14 protein-coding genes and 1 pseudogene are annotated in these 16,275 nt (G+C 72.0%); 4 read left to right on the forward strand and 11 right to left on the reverse strand.

Features of this window, described 5'->3' with window-relative positions; translation table 11 throughout:
- Nucleotides 1-141: 141 nt before the first annotated feature.
- Nucleotides 142-306: pseudogene (locus AB0M29_RS13170) on the forward strand (integrase); the annotation flags it as partial.
- Here AB0M29_RS13170 and AB0M29_RS13175 read toward each other — a convergent pair.
- The 4 genes from AB0M29_RS13175 to AB0M29_RS13190 all read right to left on the reverse strand — a co-directional run bounded on the left by AB0M29_RS13175 (nucleotide 303) and on the right by AB0M29_RS13190 (nucleotide 3,987).
- Nucleotides 303-1,400 (reverse strand): hypothetical protein, encoded by a 1,098-nt coding sequence (locus AB0M29_RS13175; protein ID WP_365382318.1) that lies wholly within the window; start codon nucleotides 1,398-1,400, stop codon nucleotides 303-305. The pseudogene AB0M29_RS13170 and the gene AB0M29_RS13175 sit on opposite strands and share 4 nt — an antisense overlap.
- 280 nt (nucleotides 1,401-1,680) lie before the next feature.
- A complete protein-coding gene (locus AB0M29_RS13180) occupies nucleotides 1,681-2,649 on the reverse strand; it encodes an RNA polymerase subunit sigma-70 (RefSeq protein WP_365382319.1) in 969 nt (322 codons plus the stop codon).
- The gene (locus AB0M29_RS13185) at nucleotides 2,646-3,101 is read right to left on the reverse strand and encodes a glyoxalase superfamily protein (protein ID WP_365382320.1); all 456 of its coding nucleotides are present in this window, start codon (nucleotides 3,099-3,101) and stop codon (nucleotides 2,646-2,648) included. The genes AB0M29_RS13180 and AB0M29_RS13185 overlap by 4 nt, the downstream gene beginning before the upstream one ends.
- A 46-nt stretch (nucleotides 3,102-3,147) precedes the next feature.
- Nucleotides 3,148-3,987: an SDR family oxidoreductase gene (locus AB0M29_RS13190; RefSeq protein WP_365382321.1), complete on the reverse strand. Its 840-nt coding sequence runs from the start codon at nucleotides 3,985-3,987 to the stop codon at nucleotides 3,148-3,150.
- Between the two features lie 281 nt (nucleotides 3,988-4,268).
- On the opposite strand from AB0M29_RS13190, the gene AB0M29_RS13195 reads away from it, so the two are divergent.
- Nucleotides 4,269-5,543: an NlpC/P60 family protein gene (locus AB0M29_RS13195; protein ID WP_365382322.1), complete on the forward strand. Its 1,275-nt coding sequence runs from the start codon at nucleotides 4,269-4,271 to the stop codon at nucleotides 5,541-5,543.
- A 4-nt stretch (nucleotides 5,544-5,547) separates the two neighbouring features.
- Here AB0M29_RS13195 and AB0M29_RS13200 read toward each other — a convergent pair whose 3' ends face one another.
- The 5 genes from AB0M29_RS13200 to AB0M29_RS13220 form a co-directional block, all read right to left on the reverse strand.
- Nucleotides 5,548-6,804, reverse strand: a complete 1,257-nt coding sequence (locus tag AB0M29_RS13200) for a styrene monooxygenase/indole monooxygenase family protein (protein ID WP_365382323.1) — start codon at nucleotides 6,802-6,804, stop codon at nucleotides 5,548-5,550.
- A gap of 62 nt (nucleotides 6,805-6,866) precedes the next feature.
- Nucleotides 6,867-7,475, reverse strand: coding sequence for an ATP/GTP-binding protein (locus AB0M29_RS13205; protein WP_365382324.1), 609 nt, complete (start codon nucleotides 7,473-7,475; stop codon nucleotides 6,867-6,869).
- Nucleotides 7,456-7,845, reverse strand: a complete 390-nt coding sequence (locus AB0M29_RS13210; RefSeq protein ID WP_365382325.1) for a DUF742 domain-containing protein — start codon at nucleotides 7,843-7,845, stop codon at nucleotides 7,456-7,458. The genes AB0M29_RS13205 and AB0M29_RS13210 overlap by 20 nt, the downstream gene beginning before the upstream one ends.
- On the reverse strand, nucleotides 7,845-8,288 hold the full coding sequence (locus tag AB0M29_RS13215) for a roadblock/LC7 domain-containing protein (protein ID WP_365382326.1): 444 nt from the start codon (nucleotides 8,286-8,288) through the stop codon (nucleotides 7,845-7,847). Before AB0M29_RS13215 ends, AB0M29_RS13210 begins: the two co-directional genes overlap by 1 nt.
- Before the next feature lie 26 nt (nucleotides 8,289-8,314).
- Nucleotides 8,315-11,032: a nitrate- and nitrite sensing domain-containing protein gene (locus AB0M29_RS13220; protein WP_365382327.1), complete on the reverse strand. Its 2,718-nt coding sequence runs from the start codon at nucleotides 11,030-11,032 to the stop codon at nucleotides 8,315-8,317.
- Between the two features lie 370 nt (nucleotides 11,033-11,402).
- On the opposite strand from AB0M29_RS13220, the gene AB0M29_RS13225 reads away from it, so the two are divergent.
- Nucleotides 11,403-12,173: a hypothetical protein gene (locus AB0M29_RS13225; RefSeq protein ID WP_365382328.1), complete on the forward strand. Its 771-nt coding sequence runs from the start codon at nucleotides 11,403-11,405 to the stop codon at nucleotides 12,171-12,173.
- A 41-nt stretch (nucleotides 12,174-12,214) separates the two neighbouring features.
- Here the strand turns inward: AB0M29_RS13225 and AB0M29_RS13230 are convergent, their stop codons facing one another.
- Nucleotides 12,215-12,682, reverse strand: coding sequence for a MarR family transcriptional regulator (locus AB0M29_RS13230; RefSeq protein WP_365382329.1), 468 nt, complete (start codon nucleotides 12,680-12,682; stop codon nucleotides 12,215-12,217).
- 189 nt (nucleotides 12,683-12,871) lie between these two features.
- Between AB0M29_RS13230 and AB0M29_RS13235 the strand changes: the two genes are divergently transcribed.
- Nucleotides 12,872-13,729 (forward strand): lysozyme, encoded by an 858-nt coding sequence (locus AB0M29_RS13235; protein WP_365382330.1) that lies wholly within the window; start codon nucleotides 12,872-12,874, stop codon nucleotides 13,727-13,729.
- 87 nt (nucleotides 13,730-13,816) lie between these two features.
- Here the strand turns inward: AB0M29_RS13235 and lon are convergent, their stop codons facing one another.
- Nucleotides 13,817-16,246 (reverse strand): endopeptidase La, encoded by a 2,430-nt coding sequence (gene lon, locus AB0M29_RS13240; protein WP_365382331.1) that lies wholly within the window; start codon nucleotides 16,244-16,246, stop codon nucleotides 13,817-13,819.
- Nucleotides 16,247-16,275 lie beyond the last annotated feature (29 nt).

The raw sequence follows: 16,275 nt of genomic DNA on the forward strand, positions 1-16,275 counted from the left end.
TGACCGGGCCGTACGCTTGCGCGCTCCCACTTCACTGCGGCCGTCATTGGCCGTTGTCGGCCGCCCTCGCACGGCCCACAGACGGCCCGGCCGCCCCCTCCACCCGCAACGTGGCTGCGTTCACCAGAGACCTTGACGGGATCGGTGCTGCTGGACTCGGGCGAGACCATCAAGGCGCTCAGTACCTACCTTGGGCACACAGAGCCTGGCTTCACGCTCAGGGTGTACACGCACCTGTTGCCCAGCAGCGAGGGCCGCGCCCGGAAGGCCGTGGACAACGTGTTCCCGGCCGTCCCGAACATCTAGCTGCTAACGCCGGTGAGGTCGGAGAATGCGGCCGTTCCCGAGTAGCCGATCAGGAAGCCGATCAGCAGTCCACCCCAGAAATCCTCGACGGTGACGAAGGACTGCGCCTCGGACTTCCGCGCCGCGAAGACAATCGCCGCGGTGCTGAGGATGATGGCGAGTACGAGCGAACCGATGGTTGTCCCAAGGTGATGTTCGAACAAGGTGTTCAGGCTTTGGGCGTCCTGGAGCGATCGGCCCGCGCTTCCCACCGCCCCACCGAGCGCACCTCCTGACATCACGTTCCACATAGCTGCCTTCAGTGGCACCGTAAGGGAGGTGGTGTTGGAGAAGACGCGACGCCTAGAAGCGAGTTTTGCCTGCCCAGAGCCGGTGGTGTCCGCTTCCAAATCTCGCCTAGCCGGGGTTACGCCGTACACGACGGTGATCTGGAGGCGATAGCTCGCAGGAATGAAGAATGGGCTGCGACTGGTGCCGAGGCGGATGGTCCAAACATCCGTGCAGCCCGGTTCCAGTGCCGTACCTGGTGGAAGCGATCCTTTGAGCGGGACTCGCTCGCTGTCGCTCGTGGCAGGGTCGTCAATATTGACCGTCGAATTACCGTAGGCATCGATGCGCATTTGCCGGGCGGTGCCGCGGAGGTTGACCGTCGCATCACCGTAGGCATCGAGGCGGATGCTGCCGGTGCCACCGTGTAGCCGCCCTAGGTCGATCTCATTGTCCCGGTGTAATTGCTCAAGCTCCGCGTTGATCCTCTCTCGTTCTTGGCCGTTGGCGGGGTCGAGCCCCTCCAGGTCCTGCTGTAGTTGTCTCGAACGGGCATTCCGCCGCCTGACTTCCTCGCGTATGGGCTCCGCCTCGTCTGCTGGCAGGGCGCCCGAGGCGCGCTTCGCCGACGGCTCCGGTGGCCGCCAGAACAGTTGGGTCGGCAGACTCAGTTCCACCGCATCGATCCAGACGGCAGTCGCGAAAGGGTTCTTGACGTGCAGGTACACGGTGAAGTCCGTGCCTGAGTGGACCTGAGGAACGGACAGGTCAACCGTCAGGTCGAGTAACCCGAGTTGGGCTGGCGGTTCAGGCGACGCTGTAGTCACCCGTGCAGGCTATTGAACGGATCCGCGGTGCGCGGGCGTTTGGGCTGGAGTGCCTCCCCTAACCGCAGATGCCTACGCTGCCACGGCCCACAGACGGCCCAGGAGGCGTGAGCACCGCCAGCGAAGGGCGGAAGCTGCTGGTCAACGCCAGATCGGCCCGGAAGCAGTGAAGTTCAGCAATAACTTCCACAGCTACTTCGGCTGACCCCGGAGTAGTCCCCCCATACGCGTACGGTCCGGTCTCCGAGGGCGGTGACCGGGCCGTACGCTTGCGCGCGGCTCAGTGCGGGAGGAGCAGGGGGAGGCCGAAGGCGGGGAAGAGGGCGGGGCCGAAGGTGGTGATCTCGGCGATGAGACCGGCCTCGACGCGCAGGACGTCGAACTTGAAGGCGCGGAACTCGGTGTCGCCGTGGCGGCGCAGATAGCTGGCCGCGGTGGGCATGCGGTTCGCCATGGTCGGCACCAGCTTCCAGTCGCCGCCCTGCTCGGGGCCGAAGGCGCGCTCCAGCAGCGGGGCGATGTTGCTCACGCCGTCGTAGCACATGGGGTACGGCGGCATGGTGATCCGCAGGTCCTGGGCGGAGATGGCGACGGCGGCCTTGGCGTCGCCGCTCTCGTGGGCGGCGATGAACTGGTCGAGCAGGGCCCGCTCCTGGGCGGTGGGCTCGCCCGCCGTCCAGTCGGCGCGCCGCTCGGGGACGTGCTCGCGCATGGTGGCCCGGGCCCGCTGCAGGGCGCTGTTCGCGGCGGCCACGCTGGTGCCCAGGAGCTCCGCGGTCTCCCCCGCGGGCCAGCCGAGGACGTCGCGGACCACGAACGCGGCCCGCTGGCGCGGCGGCAGCACCTGCATGGCGGCCAGGAAGGCCAGCTCGATGGTCTCCCGGTCCACCACCACCGCGTCGGGTTCGTCGTCGACCGGCGCGGCCTCGTCCAGCAGGCCGTCCGGGTACGGCTGGAGCCAGGGCACCTCGGCGAAGGAGGTGACGGTCCCGCCGCGCGGCAGCCGCCGGGCGTCGCGGCGCAGCAGGTCGAGGCAGACGTTGGTGGCGATCCGGTAGAGCCAGGCCCCCGGGTGGGCGCCGTCGAAGGAGTCGCGGGAGCGCCAGGCGCGCAGCAGCGCCTCCTGGACGGCGTCCTCCGCCTCGTCGAAGGAGGCGAGCATCCGGTAGCAGTGGATGTGCAGTTCGCGGCGGTACCGCTCGGTGCTCGCCGCGAACTCCGCCTCGTCCTCGGATGCCACGGGTGTCATGACGCAGACGCCTCGCGGCCCGAGCGGTCCCGCTCGGCCTCGGTGGCGCTGCGTACCTCCTGGAGCGTCCACACATTGCCGTCGGGGTCGCTGAAGGGCAGGAAGGAGGCGAAGTCGCGGCGCTCGGCGTCCACGCCGTCCATCATTTTGCCGTCCTCGAAGTGCTGGACCTGGCCGACCTCCACACCCCGGCCCAGCAGCTCCTCCCGCGCGGCCTCGATGTCGCTGACGACCAGGTGCAGGCCGCGTACGGAACCGGGCGCGGCGTCGGTGATGCCGGTGCCGAAGCTGATCGAACACGCCGAGCCGGGTGGCGTCAGCTGCACCACCCGGAAGGCGTCTCCCGACCTGTGGTCGACATCGAGGGTGAAACCCATCCGCTCGGTGTAGAAGGTCTTGGCGCGGTCCACGTCGGCGACGGGGATCAGTACGAGTTCCAGCTTCCAGTCCATGGTTCTGCCTCCTGATGTGGTGTTCGGGTGGTGGGGTGGGCGAGGTCTAGCGCAGGACGAGGCCCGCCGTCACGTTCGTCATGGTGCCGGTGATGCCCGACGCCCGGTCGGAGGCCAGGAAGGCGGCCACCGCGGCCACGTCGGCCAGCCGCGGGGTGCGGCGCATGGCCGACATCGAGGCGATCATGTCGAGCGCGGCCTGCGGGTCGGTGGCGTTGGCGTTGACCTCGGTGAGCTTGTTCGTCTCGAAGGTCTCCGCGACGCCCGCCGTCCAGATGCCGCAGACCCGTACGCCCTGCGGGCCGGTCTCGGCGGCCAGGTAGCGCATGAAGGACTCGGTGGCGGCGTCCGCGGGGCCCGTGCTGCCCATGCCGGGGAAGGCGCCGTCGCCGGAGGCGCTGTTCAGGTGCAGGATCACGCCGGAGCCCTGGCGGGCCATCTGGCGGGCGGCCGCGCGGGCGGTCAGGAAGTTGGAGCGCAGGCCGTTGGTCACCGCGCGCAGCAGGTCGTCGGCGGTCATGTCGACCAGGGGCACACCCTGGACGTCGCCGCGCTTGATCAGGTTGAGCGAGACGTCGACGCGGCCGGCGGTGGCGACGACCTTGTCCAGATGGTTCTGTACGGCGTCCTCGTCGAGGGCGTCGACCACGTCGGTCCCGGCCTGGCCGCCCGCGGCCCTGATGTCGGCGGCCACCGCCTCCAGGGTGGCCGGGGTGCGCCCGGCGAGGAAGACCCGGGCGCCCTCGCGGGCGAACTCCCTGGCGATCCCGCCGCCGAGGACGCCCCCGGCGCCGTAGATCACCGCGGTCTTGCCCTCCAGACCGCCGGTGAAGCCGGTGCCTGCGGTGCCTGCGGTGCCGCTGGAGCTGGTGCCGTGGGTGCTCATGACTGCCTCCGAGTGTGCCGTGCGCGCCTCGTGCGCGCCTTTCACTCCATAGAACGCACCCGCTCACGGAAACTCATCGGTGAACCGATGACCCGGAGGAAGACAGGGCGTGGCGGACCGCGGTCACCCAGCGGGGTGACCACATTGCGCGGAATTGCCCAAGCCTCTGTCGAAGATACGACTATCCGTGACAGGATCTTGAGGCACCGTCACGCGAGACCGGCGAGACAAAGGGGATGACAGTGGCTCGTAGGACCAGGGGTTGGCTCAGATCCGCGGTGGTGTGCGGAGCACTGCTCGCCGCGGCCGCCCTCACTCTCCCGACCGCCTCGCGGGCCAGTGCGCAACCGTACGATCCCCCGGCCGGCCCACCGGTGCCGCTGCCGCAGCTCCTCACCCAGCTCCAGACGCTCTACCAGCAGACGGAGACCGCGACCGACGCCTTCAACAAGGCCAAGGAAGCCGCCGACCAGCAGCGGACCAAGGCCGAGCGGATCGACGCGCAGCTCGCCGACGCGCGCGTCGCGGTCGCCGCCAGCCGCGACCAGGTCGGCCTGATGGCCCGCCAGATGTACCAGGACGGCGGGGTGTCGCCGTATCTGTCGCTGCTGGCCGGCCAGACCCCGCAGGACTTCTTCGGCCAGCGGCACGTGCTGCAGCGGGCCGCCGGGCACACCAAGGACGTCCTCGGCGACCTGACCGCGGGCGAGCAGCGGCTGGACGCGCTGAACACCCAGGCGCAGAAGGCGCTCGACACCGCGCAGCACGCGCAAGCGGTACTGGCCACCCAGAAGACCCAGGTGGAGTCGCATCTGAAGCAGGTCGAGGGGCTGCTCGCCGGGCTGACCGGGGTGCAGATCAACGAGCTGCAGACGCTGGAGCAGAAGGGCGTCAACAAGGCCCAGCAGGACTTCCTGGACTCCAAGGCCCTCGGCGACGGCGCCGACAAGCGCACCCCCTCGAAGGCCGGGGACCGGGCGATCGCGTACGCCTTCCTGCAGCTCGGCAAGCGGTACGTGTGGGGCGCCCAGGGGCCCGACACGTTCGACTGCTCGGGGCTGACCTCGCAGGCGTGGCTGCACGCGGGGGTGCCCATCCCGCGCACCAGCCAGGAGCAGTGGGCACGGCTGCCGCATGTCCCGCTGGCCCTGCTGCGCCCCGGTGACCTGGTGCTCTACTTCTCCGGGGCCTCGCATGTCGCGCTCTACATCGGCGACGGCATGGTCATCCAGGCGCCGCGCCCCGGCTCCTTCGTGAAGGTCTCGCCGATCGCCGCCAACCCGATCCTCGGCGCGGTCCGCCCCGACCTCGGGACGGCGCCGCTGGGCGACTACACGCTGCCGGACATCCCGCCCTCGGCCGAGCAGCCCACCCCGATCGGCGCGGAGTCGGCCACAGGGGCCGACGCGACCGCGACCACGTCCCACGGCAGCATCACCACCCCGCCGACCGTCTCGGGAACGGACGCGGGCACCGGCTCCGGCGGCCACGCGGCGTCCGTACCGGATCCGGACGCCGCCACCGAGCCGACCGCCACACCGTCGGCCACACCGTAGCGGGTCAGCCCGCCGCGGCCTGCACCTCGGCCAGATACGCCCCGGCACGCTCCGGGTCGAAGAACCACTGCTCGTAGTCGGCCGGGTCGTCGAAGCCGTTGGCGAACCGGTCGGCGACGGGCTGGAGGGCGCCCGCGGCGCCGATCAGGCCGAGGACGTGCTCCGGCGGCGGGGCCAGCATCGCGTTGGTCCACTTGGTGACCGGCGCCGCGTGCCGCCAGTAGCGGTCGAAGGCGTCCTGCATCCACTCCCGGTCGAAGGGCCGGTCCGCGCGCTCCACCACACTCGCCAGGTACGAGGCCGCGCACTTGGCGGCGTTGTTGGAACCCTGGCCGGTGATGGGGTCGTTGGCGACCACCACGTCGGCGACGCCCAGCACCAGCCCGCCGGAGGGGAGTTCGCCGACCGGCTCGCGCACGGTGGGCGCGTACCGCCCGGCGAGGGTGCCGCCCGCGTCGGTCAACTCGACGGAGACGGCCCTGTCGTACTCCCACGGCGTGTACCGCCGCATCAGGTCGAGGGTCAGCCGCAGGTGCTGGGCCGGGTCCTTGACGCCCTGGAAGACGTCGAGCGGGCCGCCGGGTATGCCCTCCCAGAAGAGGATGTCGGCGGGACCGGAGGTGGTGAGGGTCGGCATCACGAACAACTCGCCGACGCCCGGCACCAGATTGGTGCGCACCGCGTGGAAGTCGGGGTGCTCGGGGCGCGGGCCGAGGCCGTGCACATACGAGACGGCCAGCGCGCGCTGCGGGGCGTCGTAGGGCGAACGGGCCGCGTCCCGGCGGAACATGGAGACGATCTCGCCCTTGCCCGCGGCGACCAGCACCAGGTCGTAGGCGCGGGCGAAGTAGTCGAGGTCGGAGACGGCCACACCGTGGATGACCACCTTGCCGCCGCGCTCGGCGAAGGTCTCCAGCCAGCCCGCCATCTTCACCCGCTGGTCGACGGACTGCGCGTAGCCGTCCAGCCGTCCGACCCAGTCGATCGGCCGGGCCACCTCGCCGCCGTCCGCGCCGGGGGCGGACACCGAGACCCCGAGGCCCTCGATGCGCGGTGCCTGGTCCTCCCAGAAGTTCAGCCCGAGGTCGCGCTCGTGCCGGAGTGCGGTGGCGAACATGCACTGGGTGGACATCACCCGGCCGCCGCGTATCTCGTCGGCGGTGCGGTTGGACATGACGGTGACGTCATAGCCCCGGGCCTGGAGGCCGAGGGCGAGCTGGAGACCGGCCTGGCCGGCCCCCACGATGAGTATCTTGCGCACGACTGCTCGCTTCGGGTCGCTTCGAGGGTGGAAGTGGAGCGTTTCTGCGGCTCGGGCCTTTTCTACAGCGGCTGTTCGGTCAGCGCGTGCCCGACCAGTGCCAGCAGCGCCTCGACGACGGAATACCGCTTGCGCGCGTCGATGACCAGCACCGGGATGTGCGTGGGTACGGCGAGAGCCTCGCGTACGTCGTCCGGTGTGTACTCGGGCGTGCCCTCGAACTGGTTGACCGCGACGGTGTAGGGCAGACCGGTGCCCTCGAAGTAGTCCAGGGCCGGGAAGCAGTCGGCCAGCCGGCGGGTGTCGGCGAGTACGACCGCGCCTATCGCGCCGCGTACCAGGTCGTCCCACATGAACCAGAACCGCTGCTGCCCCGGCGTACCGAAGACATAGAGCACCAGGTCCTGGTCGAGGGTGATCCGGCCGAAGTCCATGGCCACCGTGGTGGTGGTCTTCTCCGGGGTGGCCGCGAGGTCGTCGTACCCCTCACTGGCCTGCGTCATCACCGCTTCCGTGGTCAGCGGGGCGATCTCGGAGACGGCGCCGACGAAGGTGGTCTTGCCCACGCCGAACCCGCCCGCCACCACGATCTTGGTGGAGACGGGCGCGCGGCCCCGTTCGTTCTGCCACTCCTGCAGGCCGTCCTGCTGTTCAGAGCCTGCGTAGTCCACTGAGCACCCTTTCGAGCAGTGCGCGGTCGGGGCTGCCGGGCCCGTGCCCGGTTCCGTACACGCGAATCCTTCCCTGGTCGGCCAGGTCGCTGATGAGGACCCGGACGACGCCGAGCGGCATCCGCAGGAGTGCGGAGATCTCGGCCACCGACCGCATTCTGCGGCACAGTTCGACGATCGCCCGCAGCTCGGGCAGTACGCGCTCGGCCCAGTCTCCTCTGGTGAGGGCGAGTTGTTCGACCGGGCCGTCGACGGTCGCCACGAATGTCTCGACCATGAGCACATGGCCGAAGCGCGTCCGGCCGCCGGTCAGAGCGTACGGGCGTACGCGTGCGGTGCGGCGGTCGGCTCCGCGGTGGGGCAACGACATCAGCGGGCACTCTCCATTGCCTGGCGCAGCTCGCTGCGCAGTGCGGGGGTCAGTACGTGTCCGGCCCGGCCCACGAACAGCGCCATATGGTAGGCGATCACGCTCATGTCGCAATCGGCGGTGGCGTGGACGCCGAGCAGCGAGCCGTCGCGGATGGACATCACGAACAGCGCGCCGTCAGCCATCGCGACCGTGGTCTGCCGCACCCGGCCGCCGTCCATCAGCTTCGCCGCGCCGACGGTCAGGGAGGCGAGCCCCGAGACGACGGCGGCGAGATCGGCCCGGTCGCCCGACGGCGCCCTTGCCAGCGCCGGATCCTGGTCGGTCTGCGAGGTCAGCAGCAGCAGGCCGTCGGAGGAGACCACGGCGACCGAGCGGACGCCGTGCACCTCCTCGACGAAGTTCTGCAGCAGCCACTGAAGGTTGCGTGCCTCATGACTCAAGTCCTTCTCCTGCGTGCGGACCGCGTTCAACGGGTCGCCTCCTCGGCGGTTTCTGCTGGGCCTGAATCCCCCTGCGCCATCGCCTGCGACGCGAGCCCCGACGCGGGCGCGGTGCCCGCGGCCGGTGCCGCGGCCGCCGTCGGGCTCGCGACTGGCGACCGGTCCGCCGCCGGTATCGCCGCCGGGCCCGCGACTGGCGCCCAGTCTGTGACCGGTGCCGGTGCGGGGTCCGCCGCCGAGGCCGGTGCCGGTGCCGCGGCCCGTGCGGGGCCTGCGGCCCGTGCGGGCGCGCCCGCTGGTGCGGGGTCCACGGCCGAGGTCGGGCTCGCGGTCGTCGTCGGGATGCGGCGGCGTGCCAGGCTCGGCGCGGGCTGGGCGGGCGGGGCGCTCGCCGGTCCGCTGGCTACCGGTCCCGTGCCGGTGGTGATCTCGCGCTCCGCGTCCCGGCGGCCGGCGTGCAGCCCCCGCTGCAGGCCGCCCAGTTGGCGGCGGAGCGCGTCGGCGTCAACCGGGCCGGTCCGCCCGGCCGCGGGCGGCGCCGCCTCGCCGGTCCGCCCGGTGCTGCGCGGCATCCGCTGCGGCAGGCCCTTCGCGGTCAGCCCTTCGGCAGGGGCCGCGTACCCGGCGGGGTCGGCGGGCGCCACCGGCCTGGGCCTGGCGTGCTCGCGCTGCGCGGGTACGGCGACGGGCGGCATGTCCTTCGGCGCCGGGAACGGGTCCACGTCCAGCGCCGGGTCCAGCGGGCTGAGCGGGCTGACCCCGTCCTCCTGGCCGATCAGGCCGAGGTCGGCCAGGGCCTGCTGGCCGGCCGGGTGCGGGTGGGCGGCCGACGCGGCCGGGCTGCTGCTCGGCGTGGGCAGGGGCTCGCCCGCGATTGCCGCCTCCACGGCGGTGGTCAGCTCGTCGTCCGGGCCGGGCGTGGTCAGGAGGAGGCGCGGGACCACGACGACGGCCGTGGTCCCGCCCATCTTCTGCGGGCGCAACTGGACGCGCAGGCCGTGCCGGTGGGCGAGCCGGGCGACCACGTACAGGCCCATCCCGGAGACATTGCCCGGCGGCGTGGGATCGGTGTCGGCGAGCAGCGCGTTCAGCTCGTCGGCGCGGTCCGGCGGCACGCCGATCCCGGAGTCCTCGACAGAGAACATCACCTCGCCGCTCTCCAGCAGCCAGCCGGAGAGGTGGACCTCGGCGGCGGGCGCGGAGAACGCGGTGGCGTTGTCGAGGAGTTCGGCGAGCAGGTGGCTGATGTCGTCGGCGGCGCGCCCCGCGATCCGCACATCGGGCAGCACCTGGATGCGTACCCGTTCGTACCGCTCGATCTCGGAGAGCGCCGCGCGCGCCACGTCCAGCACCGGCACCGGGCGGGCGGCGGCGCCGTGGCTGTGCTCGGTGCCGGTGAGGACCAGCAGGTTCTCGCTGTTGCGGCGCATCCGGGTGGCGAGGTGGTCGAGCTTGAAGAGGGTCTCCAGGCGCTCGGGCTCCTGCTCGTGCTCCTCCAGGCCCTCGATCAGGGTGAGCTGGCGCTCCACCAGGCCGAGGGTGCGCAGGCCAAGGTTGATGTACGTGGACTGGGCGGCGCCCTGCGCGGAGGCGGCGGCGAGCCGCTGGACCAGGTCCTCCTGGCGGCGCAGCAGCGCGTCGCGCTCGGCGGCCAGCGAGGCGCGGGCGGCGAGCGCGCGGGTGTGCTCGCCGCCCAGCTCCGCGGTCCTGGCGCGCAGCGCGTGCGCCTCATGGGTGAGCGCGTTGGCCCGGCGGGCGACCGCGGCGAACTCGTCGGCGCCGATCACCTCCACCCCCTGGCCGCTCTCGGCGTCGGCGCGCGACCAGCGGTGCAGCGCGGCCAGCGGCCGGGTGAGGCCGCGGAAGACGGTGACCAGCACCCCGACCAGCAGCAGCAGGCAGAGCGCCGCGAGGGCGGCCCGCAGTTCGAGGACGGTGACGTCGTGGTCGCGGGCGGCGGCGGCCGTGTGCGCCTCGTCGGTGGCGTCGGCCGCCTCGACGCCGCGCATCAGGCCGATCCGGGCGGTGAGCGCGGAGTTCACGGGGCCGCTGCCGAGCGCGCGGTCGGCGTCGGTCAGTTGCGGCTGGTCCAGCAGGACGCCCAGGTCGTGGTCGGCGGCCGCGGTGTCGGCGCCGGTGACGGTCTGGTCGTAGCTCTCGACCTGGTCGGCGGGCGCGGTGGACCGGAACTCGGCGAGCGCGGCCTGCTCCTGGACGTGGGCGACCTGCGCGGCGGCCACCAGGGCGGACTGCGGGCCGTCCCCGGTGAGCGCGCCGACCAGCAGCCCGCGCTGGACGGCGGCGGCCGCCACGGCCCGGCTGAGCGGCGCGGTGACCGGTCCGGTGGCCTGGCCGAGGGAGGTGAGCAGCGGCTGGTAGGCGGTGATGACGGACTGCGGGCCGCCCTGGGCGGTCAGCGCGGTCCGCCGCACGGCGGGCAGGGTGGCCAGCGCGGTCCGCAGCCCGGCCGGCGCGTCCGCGGTGACGTCCTCGACCTGGCGGTCGACGCGGGTGCGGTCGGCGGCGGGCAGCGACGCGCCGCCGGAGCCGGTGTGCCCGGCGGCGATCTGCGCGGCGAGGCCGTCGCGTTCGTCGGCGAGGGAGTGGGCGAGCACGATGGCGCGGGTGGTGAGCGCGGTGCTGTCGGCGCGGTCCTGGGCCTGCGAGAGGTCGTGGACGGCGAGGGCGACGCCGGGGGCGGCGGCGGCGAGGACGGTGACGGCGCAGACGAGTACGGCCGCCAAGAGGCGCTGCCGGACCCTCCGCTCGCGCGCTTGACGTCGTTCACGCACTTCGGTGCTCGCAATCACATGTCGCCGGCCGGGGGCCCGGGAGTGTCCCCCAGGAATATGCAGGAGTCCTCTCGACCCTTGCAGCCCCGCCCGGAGGGGTGCCATGCGTCGCTCCCCCGGACACCCGAACGAGTGAATCGCACGGCAGAGTTGCTGGACAAGTCCGGCGCGGAGGCCCTCACTCCGTCTCCACAAGGACGACACTGGCGTGCCGCGGCGGGCTTTGGCAGGATGCCCGCGCGCACCGGGGTGCCGCTGCGGTCCGGACCAATCCCGTGGCCCTACCAACCGGTTTCGAACGCCGATCACGCACACTTGCCCCATGCGCATCGAGACCGCCACCGCGCCCGGCACCCCCGACCGCGAGAACGAGGACTTCGTCTCGGTGGCCCTGCCCGCCTCCGGGCAGGGCGGCTCCCTCGTGCTGCTCGACGGGGTGACCCCGCCGCCGGGGAACGGCGGATGCGTCCACTCGGTGCCGTGGTTCTGTGCCCGGCTCGGTGGCGCACTGCTCGAACTGTCCGTTTCGCGGCTTGAGATGACACTTACTGACTGTCTGTCGGTCGCGATTGACCGAGTCGCCGCCGCACACCGCGACACTTGTGATCTTTCTCACCCGCTGACGCCGCAGGCCACGGTGGTGCTGGTCCGCTGGGACGAGTACACGGTGCGGCATCTGGTGCTGTCCGACTCGGCGCTGCTGCTGGAGTCCCCGGACGGGGTGGTCACCCCGGTGCTCGACGACCGGATCGACCGGCTGCGGGCGACCGGGGTGCGGGTGGCGCCGCTGCGCAATCGGGAGGGCGGGTTCTTCACCGCCGCCGCCGATCCGGCGGTGGCGGTCCGGGCGGTCACCGGCTCCACCCCACGGGCGGAGGTGCGCGCGCTGGCCGCGCTCACCGACGGCGCCGCCCGTACGGTCGAGGTCTTCCAGGAGGACGACTGGGCCGGTGCGTTCGGGCTGCTGCGCAAGGCGGGCCCCGAGGCGCTGATCGCCCGGGTGCGGGCGCTGGAGGACGCGGACCCGGCGGGCACCGCGGTGCCGCGCGGCAAGGCGTACGACGACGCGACGGCCGTCCTGGTCGAGCTGTAGCCCGGGCCGGGCCGGTCGCGGCGGGCGGCTCCGGAGGGGCGCTACTCCCCCTGTGCCTTGTTGAGCTGCGCCAGCAGCCGGGCGAGTTCGGCGATCTCGCCGCGGTCCCAGGCGGTGAGCTGGCGCAGATAGCGCTCGCGGCGGGCGCTGCGTACCCGCGAGAAGCGCTCGCGGCCCTCCTGCGTCAGCCGCATCAGGAACGCCCGGCCGTCGGCCGGATCGGGCTCCCGGGTGACCAGGCCGAGGTCCTCCAGCGCGCGCAACTGGCGGCTCATGGTGGCCTTGCCGACGCCGAAGTACCCGGCGAGTTCGGTGGCGCGTTCCGGTTCGGTCTCCTGGAGCCTGACCAGCAGTCCGTACGCGGCCGGTTCCAGTTCGGGGTGGACGGCGCGTGCCAGCTCTCCCGACTGGGCGCGGGCGCGCCGGAACAGCACCGTGAGCTCACGCTCCAGGGCGTCCGTCGCACAGTCCGCTTCCGCCACATCCGGCGCCTGTTGCGCGTCGTTCACTGAGTCCCCGCTTTCAACGGCTGAAAGTTTCCTTCACTCACGGTGGTTTCCGCAGCACGTCAAGTATTTCGCAGGAGTAGACCAACGGCGGTTCCCGACGCCTCTTCCACGCGCGTAGCGCTGCCCCGTACCTTCAGCATGTCATGGCCACTCCAAGGCCATGCCGAGTCCCTTCCAATGGAGGCACGCATGTCCCACGGAGCTCTCTCCGTCGTGCACGGCACCGGATCGGTCCGGACGAGGCTCGGTCTGCTGGCCGGTCTGTTAGTCACCATGCTCGCCGTGGTGTTCGCGATGCCCGGCTCCGCCCAGGCGGCCGGCAAGGGACATGTGTCCCACCCCCTGATGGACTGGATGGGCTCCACCATCCGGGCCCACGAAGGCTCTTCGGCCACCGCTCCGGGCACGCTCACCCCGATGGTCGCCCAGACCCCCGGCATGGACGTCTCCGGCTACCAGGGCAACGTCAACTGGTCCGCGGCCTGGTCCAATGGCGGCAAGTTCGCGTATGTGAAGGCCACCGAGTCCACCAGCTACACCAACCCGTACTTCGCCCAGCAGTACAACGGCTCCTACAACGTCGGCATGATCCGCGGCGCCTACCACTTCGCCACCCCCGACACCTCCGGCGGAGCCACCCAGGCCGACTACTTCGTCAACCACGGCGGCGGCTGGTCCAACGACGGCAAGACGCTGCCGGGCGCGCTCGACATCGAGTACAACCCCTACGGCGCCACCTGCTACGGCCTCAGCCAGGCCGGGATGACGAACTGGGTCAAGGCCTTCTCCAACGAGTACCACGCCCGCACCAGCCGCTACCCGGTGATCTACACCACCTACAACTGGTGGTCGCAGTGCACCGGCAACGCGGGCGGCTTCGCCACCGACAACCCGCTGTGGATCGCCCGCTACTCCAGCGCCCCCGGCACCCTGCTCAACGGCTACGGCTACCAGACGATCTGGCAGTACGCCGACTCCGGTGTGTTCCCCGGTGACCAGGACTACTTCAACGGCGCCTACTCCGGCCTGCAGGCGTTCACCCACTGACCGCCCGTACCGCCGCACCCGCACCGCGCGGACGGCCCCTACCCGCGGGGGGAGGGGCCGTCCGTGCGGGTGTCCCGGGCCGCCGGGTCAGGCGGCGACCGGCACCTGGCCGGTCAGCGCGCCGGCGTCCTCCAGGGCCAGCCGCAGCACCTGGCGGACGTCACTGACCGGGTGGACGTCGAGCGCGTCGAGGATCTCGGCGGGGACGTCGTCCAGATCGGGCTCGTTGCGCTTGGGGATCACGATGGTGGTGATCCCGGCCCGGTGGGCGGCGAGCAGCTTCTGCTTCACCCCGCCGATCGGCAGCACCCGGCCGGTCAGTGACACCTCACCGGTCATCGCCACGTCGGTGCGCACCTTGCGCCCGCTGAGCAGCGAGGCCAGCGCGGTCGTCATGGTGACACCGGCGCTCGGCCCGTCCTTGGGCACCGCGCCCGCCGGGACGTGCAGGTGGACACCGCGCTCCTTGAGGTCGCCGACCGGCAGTTCCAGCTCCGCGCCGTGCGACCGCAGGAACGACAGCGCGATCTGCGCCGACTCCTTCATCACGTCGCCGAGCTGTCCGGTCAGCTGCAGCCCCGAGCCGCCGGTCTCCGGGTCGGCCAGCGACGCCTCGATGTAGAGGACGTCACCGCCCGCGCCGGTGACCGCGAGCCCGGTGGCCACACCCGGCACCGCCGTCCGCCGCTCCTCCGGGTCCTGGGCGGACTCCGGCACGTGGTGCGGCCGTCCGATCAGCGCCCGCAGGTCGGCCGCGGTGACGGTGAACGGCAGCTTCTGGTCGCCCAGTTCGTGCCGTGCCGCGATCTTCCGCAGGATGCGGGCGACCGAGCGCTCCAGGGTGCGGACCCCGGCCTCCCGGGTGTACTCGCCCGCCAGCTTGCGCAGCGCGTCCTCGTCGAAGGCCACCTCGTCGGCGTCCAGGCCCGCCCGCTCCAGCTGGCGCGGGAGCAGGTGGTCACGGGCGATGACGACCTTCTCGTCCTCGGTGTAGCCGTCCAGCCTGACCAGCTCCATACGGTCCAGCAGCGGCTCGGGGATGGCCTCCAGGACGTTGGCGGTGGCCAGGAACACCACGTCGGACAGGTCGAGTTCGACCTCCAGGTAGTGGTCGCGGAAGGTGTGGTTCTGCGCCGGGTCGAGGACTTCGAGCAGCGCGGCCGCCGGGTCGCCCCGGTAGTCCGAGCCGACCTTGTCGATCTCGTCGAGCAGCACCACCGGGTTCATCGACCCGGCTTCCTTGATCGCCCGGACCACACGGCCGGGCAGCGCGCCCACGTACGTCCTGCGGTGGCCGCGGATCTCCGCCTCGTCGCGGACGCCGCCGAGCGCGACGCGGACGAACTTGCGGCCCATCGCGCGGGCCACGCTCTCCCCGAGCGAGGTCTTGCCGACTCCGGGCGGGCCGACCAGGGCCAGCACCGCGCCGCCCCTGCGTCCGCCCACCACGCCCAGGCCGCGCTCGGCCCGGCGCTTGCGCACCGCCAGGTACTCGGTGATGCGCTCCTTCACGTCGTCGAGGCCGGCGTGGTCGGCATCGAGCACCGCGCGGGCGCCTGCGACGTCGTAGGTGTCCTCCGTCGTCTCGTTCCACGGCAGCTCCAGGACGGTGTCCAGCCAGGTGCGGATCCAGGACCCCTCCGGGGAGGCGTCCGAGGAGCGCTCCAGCTTCTCGACCTCCTTCAGGGCGGCCTCGCGGACCGTCTCCGGCAGGTCGGCGGCCTCGACGCGGGCGCGGTAGTCGTCGCTCTCGTTCTCCGGGTCGCCGTTCAGCTCCGCCAGTTCCTTGCGGACCGCTTCGAGCTGCTGGCGCAGCAGGAACTCGCGCTGCTGCTTCTCCATGCCTTCCTGGACGTCCTTGCGGATCGTCTCGGCCACGTCCTGCTCGGCGAGGTGGTCGCGCAGCCACTGGGTGGCGAGCTTGAGCCGGGCCACCGGGTCGGGGGTCTCCAGCAGCTCGATGCGCTGCTCGGTGGTCAGGTACGGCGAGTAGCCGGAGTTGTCCGCGAGCGTCGACAGGTCGTCGATCTGCTGGACGCGGTCCACCACCTGCCAGGCGCCGCGCTTGCGCAGCCAGCTCGTGGCGAGTGCCTTGTACTCCTTCATCAGCTCCGCGACGGTGCCGGGCGACTCGGCGGGCGCCGGCTCCTCGACGAGGCTTCCCTCCACCCACAGCGCGGCGCCGGGGCCGGTGGTACCGGCACCGATCCGCACCCTGCGGCGGCCCCGGATCACGGCCCCGGGATCGCCGTCGGACAGCCGGCCGACCTGCTCGACAGTGCCGAGCGTGCCCACCGACGCGTAGTTTCCGTCCACCCGCGGCACCAGCAGCACCCGCGGCTTGCTCGCGCCGCCCGCCGCGTGGGCGGACTGCGCGGCCTCCACGGCCGCACGTACTTCGGTGTCGGTCAGGTCCAGCGGTACGACCATGCCCGGCAGCACCACCGCGTCGTCCAGGGGCAGCACGGGCAGGGTGAGCGCGCCGCCGGAGCTGGAAGATGAGGACTCGAGCGCCATGATCTCTCCCTATGCAAGCAAGTTGAGTA

It is taken from the genome of Streptomyces sp. NPDC051976 (genome assembly GCF_040680795.1).
Lineage (GTDB): Bacteria > Actinomycetota > Actinomycetes > Streptomycetales > Streptomycetaceae > Actinacidiphila.

Excerpts from the sequence above, each read along its gene's own strand:
- AB0M29_RS13235 (WP_365382330.1), top strand. The coding sequence starts at position 12,872 with ATGTCCCACGGAGCTCTCTCCGTCGTGCACGGCACCGGATCGGTCCGG.
- AB0M29_RS13210 (WP_365382325.1), bottom strand. The coding sequence starts at position 7,845 with ATGTCGTTGCCCCACCGCGGAGCCGACCGCCGCACCGCACGCGTACGC.
- AB0M29_RS13180 (WP_365382319.1), bottom strand. The coding sequence starts at position 2,649 with ATGACACCCGTGGCATCCGAGGACGAGGCGGAGTTCGCGGCGAGCACC.
- AB0M29_RS13185 (WP_365382320.1), bottom strand. The coding sequence starts at position 3,101 with ATGGACTGGAAGCTGGAACTCGTACTGATCCCCGTCGCCGACGTGGAC.
- lon (WP_365382331.1), bottom strand. The coding sequence starts at position 16,246 with ATGGCGCTCGAGTCCTCATCTTCCAGCTCCGGCGGCGCGCTCACCCTG.
- AB0M29_RS13190 (WP_365382321.1), bottom strand. The coding sequence starts at position 3,987 with ATGAGCACCCACGGCACCAGCTCCAGCGGCACCGCAGGCACCGCAGGC.
- AB0M29_RS13225 (WP_365382328.1), top strand. The coding sequence starts at position 11,403 with ATGCGCATCGAGACCGCCACCGCGCCCGGCACCCCCGACCGCGAGAAC.